Here is a 4,736-nt window from a genome sequence, read left to right as displayed (position 1 = left end):
GACTGACCCACCGCTTTCGCGAGCAAGCCCGCTCCCACACAAGCCAGCTCCCACAGTTAACCGGGTTTGCAAGTCAGCCCAGCAGTGCTTCCCGGCCTTTGCCATAGGTGAGGTATTCCACCAACTCCGGCAACGGCAACGGCTTGCTGATTAGATACCCCTGGGCCTGGTCACACCCAAACAAGCGCAACAACGCCAGCTGCTCAGGGGTTTCCACACCCTCGGCCACCACTTCCAGGTTGAGGTTGTGGGCCAGGTTAATCATCGCGTGCACCAGCTTGCGGTTCTCTTCGCGCTCTTCCATGCCGCCGACAAAGCTCTTGTCGATCTTCAACAAGGCAATCGGCAGGCTGTTGAGGTGCACGAACGATGAGAACCCGGTGCCGAAGTCATCCAGGGAAAAGCGCACGCCGAGGCGGCCGAGGGCGTCCATGGTCTGCTTGACCAGGTCGCTGCGGCGCATCACCGCGGTTTCGGTCAGTTCGAATTCCAGCCATTGCGCTTCCACGCCACGTTCGGCAATCAGCCGACTGAGGGTGGACAGCAACTGGCTGTCCTGGAATTGGCGGAACGACAGGTTGACCGCCATGTGCAGCGGCGGCAGGCCGCGTTCGCGCAAGTCCTGCATGTCGCGCAGGGCGCGGGAGATCACCCAGTAACCCAACGGCACGATCAGGCCGCTTTGCTCGGCCAGGGGTACGAATTCGCTGGGCGGCAACAGGCCACGTTCGCCGTGACGCCAGCGCACCAAGGCTTCCAGGCCGACGATATGCCCGTCGTCCAGGTCCAGGCGCGGCTGGTAGTGCAGCTCCAGTTCGTCACGGCGCAAGGCCCGGCGCAGCTCGCTTTCCAGGTCGGCCAGGCTGCGCGCGTTGCGGTTGATGCGTTCGTTGAAGATATGAAAGGTGCAGCCCTGGGTGCTTTTGGCTTGCTGCATGGCGATATGCGCGTGCCACATCAGCGGGTCGGCACCGGCGCTGGCACGGGCGTGCGCGACGCCCAGGCTGCATCCGATCAGCAGGCTTTCGCCATCGACCCAATAGGGTTCGGCCATGGCTTCGGTAATGCGCTCGGCCATCCACTCGGCGCGCTGGGGTGCACGGCGGGTGTCGATCAGCAGGGCGAACTCGTCGCTGCCCAGGCGCGCCAGTTGGTCGCCGGCCTCCAGCTGGCTCTTGAGGCGCGAGACCACTTGCAGGATCAACCGGTCGCCGGCCTGGTGGCCGAGGGCATCGTTGGCGTGGCGGAAGTTGTCGAGGTCCAGGTGACCGAGGGCCAGGCCGCGCCCTTCGTTTTCGGCCAGCCGCGCCGCCAGCAGGGTCTGGAAACCCTGGCGGTTGGCGATACCGGTGAGTGGGTCCTGTTCGGCCAGGCGTTGCAGGGTGGTTTCCAACACACCGCGTTCGCGCACATGGCGCAGGCAGCGGCGCAGGGTGTCGGCGTCCAATGCGCTCTGCACCAGCCAGTCGCTGACCCCCAGCGGTGAAACCAACGGTTCCTGCTCCAGCAGCAATACGCACGGCAAGCTGCAACGGCCGGGGCCCGGTTGCAGGCCTGGCGTGGTCAATAGCACGGCACCGTGGTCGTCATCGAACAGACGACTTACGGAGTCCCAATTTGGCGCGCTGATTAGCACAGCCCCATCGCCCATCGGCGCCAGGCACTCGCGCAACAACGCTGCCCACGCGGGCTCATCGGCCAGCAGCAGCAAACGCAAGGGTTCGACAGGCGTAGACAAGCTAGCTCCCTAGACTCTGCAAGATTTCGTTGGCGGCGGGCATTATGACGTGCGGCCTGATAATCACCAATGATAGGGGTTATCAAACACGCAGGTTGTAAACATTAGTCTCAAATGCCCTGACATCCTGCGGCAAAGTAGCAAAACCGGCAAATTTAGATCGAGTGGTACGTCACACTGTCGTTCTGACAGAGCAGAATCCTGCCAGCCTGTTAAAATGCCCGCCCTTTTGAATAACGACTCCTGAAATTCTGTATGTCCCGACTCAATCCCCGGCAGCAAGAAGCCGTGAACTACGTCGGCGGCCCTCTATTGGTGCTCGCCGGTGCTGGCTCCGGCAAGACCAGCGTTATCACCCGCAAGATCGCGCACCTGATCCAGAACTGCGGCATCCGCGCCCAGTACATCGTCGCCATGACCTTTACCAACAAGGCGGCGCGGGAAATGAAAGAGCGCGTCGGCACCCTGCTCAAGGGTGGCGAAGGCCGTGGCCTCACCGTGTGTACGTTCCACAACCTGGGCCTGAACATCATCCGCAAGGAACATGCTCGCCTTGGCTACAAACCCGGCTTTTCGATCTTCGACGAGACCGATGTGAAGTCGCTGATGACCGACATCATGCAAAAGGAATACGCAGGCGACGACGGCGTGGACGAGATCAAGAACATGATCGGCGCCTGGAAAAACGACCTGATCCTGCCGCCCCAGGCCCTGGAAAACGCACGCAACCCCAAGGAACAGACCGCCGCCATCGTCTACACCCACTATCAGCGCACGCTCAAGGCGTTCAACGCGGTGGACTTCGACGACCTGATCCTGCTGCCTGTGAAGCTGTTCGAGGAACACGCCGACATCCTCGAAAAATGGCAGAACAAGGTGCGCTACCTGCTGGTGGACGAATACCAGGACACCAACGCCAGCCAGTACCTGCTGGTGAAAATGCTCATCGGCAAGCGCAACCAGTTCACCGTGGTGGGCGACGACGACCAGTCGATCTACGCCTGGCGCGGTGCCCGCCCGGAAAACCTGATGCTGCTCAAGGACGACTACCCGTCCCTGAAAGTGGTGATGCTGGAGCAGAACTACCGCTCCACCAGCCGCATCCTGCGTTGCGCCAACGTGCTGATCTCGAACAACCCCCACGAGTTTGAAAAACAACTGTGGAGTGAGATGGGCCACGGCGATGAGATCCGTGTGATCCGCTGCCGCAACGAAGACGCCGAAGCCGAACGCGTGGCCGTCGAGTTGTTGACCTTGCACCTGCGTACCGACCGGCCCTACAGCGACTTTGCGATCCTGTATCGCGGCAACTACCAGGCCAAGCTGATCGAGCTGAAGCTGCAGCATCACCAGATTCCGTATCGGCTGTCGGGCGGCAACAGCTTTTTCGGACGCCAGGAAGTGAAAGACCTGATGGCCTATTTCCGGCTGATCGTGAACCCGGACGACGACAACGCCTTCCTGCGCGTAATCAACGTGCCGCGCCGCGAAATCGGCTCCACCACCCTGGAAAAGCTCGGCAACTACGCCACCGAACGCAAGATCTCGATGTACGCCGCCACCGACGAAATCAGCCTCGGCGAACACCTGGACACCCGTTTCACCGACCGCCTGTCGCGCTTCAAGCGCTTCATGGACAAGGTCCGCGAGCAGTGCGCCGGCGAAGACCCGATCAGCGCCCTGCGCAGCATGGTCATGGACATCGACTATGAAAACTGGCTGCGCACCAACAGCTCCAGCGACAAGGCCGCGGATTACCGCATGGGCAACGTCTGGTTCCTGATCGAAGCGCTGAAGAACACCCTGGAAAAAGACGAAGACGGCGAGATGACCGTCGAAGACGCCATCGGCAAGCTGGTGCTGCGCGACATGCTGGAGCGCCAGCAGGAAGAGGAAGACGGCGCCGAAGGTGTGCAGATGATGACCTTGCATGCCTCCAAGGGCCTGGAATTCCCCTACGTGTTCATCATGGGCATGGAAGAGGAAATCCTCCCACACCGTTCCAGTATCGAAGCTGACACCATCGAAGAAGAACGCCGACTGGCCTACGTGGGCATTACCCGCGCCCGCCAGACCCTGGCCTTCACCTTTGCCGCCAAGCGCAAGCAATACGGCGAAATCATCGATTGTGCCCCCAGCCGGTTCCTCGACGAACTGCCGCCGGACGACCTGGCCTGGGAAGGCAATGACGACACCCCGACCGAGGTGAAGGCCGTTCGCGGCAACACCGCCTTGGCGGACATACGCGCGATGTTAAAGCGCTAGAATCGACTACTTTTTAATCTACTTTCGGCGCGCATTGCGTCAACAGAGGAAGCTTTCGTGGAAGCACTGCACAAGAAAATTCGCGAAGAAGGCATCGTGCTTTCCGATCAGGTACTCAAGGTCGACGCCTTTCTGAACCACCAGATCGATCCGGCGCTGATGAAACTGATCGGCGACGAATTCGCTGCGCTGTTCAAGGATTCGGGCATCACCAAGATCGTCACCATCGAAGCGTCGGGCATTGCGCCGGCGATCATGACCGGCCTGAACCTGGGCGTACCGGTGATTTTCGCGCGCAAGCAGCAGTCCCTGACGCTGACGGAAAACCTGCTGTCGGCGACGGTTTACTCCTTCACCAAGAAGGTCGAAAGCACTGTGGCGATCTCCCCGCGCCACCTGACCAGCAGCGACCGCGTGCTGGTGATCGATGACTTCCTGGCCAACGGCAAGGCGTCCCAGGCGCTGATTTCGATCATCAAGCAGGCCGGTGCGACCGTTGCCGGCTTGGGGATCGTGATCGAGAAATCGTTCCAGGGTGGCCGTGCGGAGCTGGATGCGCAGGGTTATCGGGTTGAGTCGTTGGCGCGGGTGAAGTCGCTGGCGGGTGGTGTGGTGACCTTCATCGAGTAAGTGGCAACACTGCCAATCCCCAGTGAACACAGATCAAAATGTGGGAGCTGGCTTGCCTGCGATAGCGGGGTGTCAGGCGACATCAATGTCGCTGTACCACCGA

At 60.9% G+C, this 4,736-nt stretch carries 3 protein-coding genes; 2 read left to right on the top strand and 1 reads right to left on the bottom strand.

Going from position 1 to position 4,736, the window contains the following annotated elements; translation table 11 throughout:
* Positions 1–73 precede the first annotated feature (73 nt).
* The gene (locus tag NUV89_RS27685) at positions 74–1,738 is read right to left on the bottom strand and encodes a bifunctional diguanylate cyclase/phosphodiesterase (RefSeq protein ID WP_257783820.1); all 1,665 of its coding nucleotides are present in this window, start codon (positions 1,736–1,738) and stop codon (positions 74–76) included.
* A 255-nt stretch (positions 1,739–1,993) separates the two neighbouring features.
* On the opposite strand from NUV89_RS27685, the gene rep reads away from it, so the two are divergent.
* Together rep and NUV89_RS27675 are read left to right on the top strand one after the other, a co-directional pair.
* Positions 1,994–4,003 (top strand): DNA helicase Rep, encoded by a 2,010-nt coding sequence (rep, locus tag NUV89_RS27680; RefSeq protein WP_257783819.1) that lies wholly within the window; start codon positions 1,994–1,996, stop codon positions 4,001–4,003.
* Positions 4,004–4,060: 57 nt separating this feature from the next.
* On the top strand, positions 4,061–4,633 hold the full coding sequence (locus NUV89_RS27675) for a xanthine phosphoribosyltransferase (RefSeq protein WP_010207474.1): 573 nt from the start codon (positions 4,061–4,063) through the stop codon (positions 4,631–4,633).
* Positions 4,634–4,736 lie beyond the last annotated feature (103 nt).

This window comes from Pseudomonas sp. 18.1.10 (genome assembly GCF_024655625.1).
In the GTDB taxonomy this organism is placed as follows: domain Bacteria; phylum Pseudomonadota; class Gammaproteobacteria; order Pseudomonadales; family Pseudomonadaceae; genus Aquipseudomonas.
Note: the sequence above shows the minus strand (reverse complement) of the source record. Positions and strands in the feature narration are given on the sequence as shown.

Excerpts from the sequence above, each read along its gene's own strand:
- rep (WP_257783819.1), top strand. The coding sequence starts at position 1,994 with ATGTCCCGACTCAATCCCCGGCAGCAAGAAGCCGTGAACTACGTCGGC.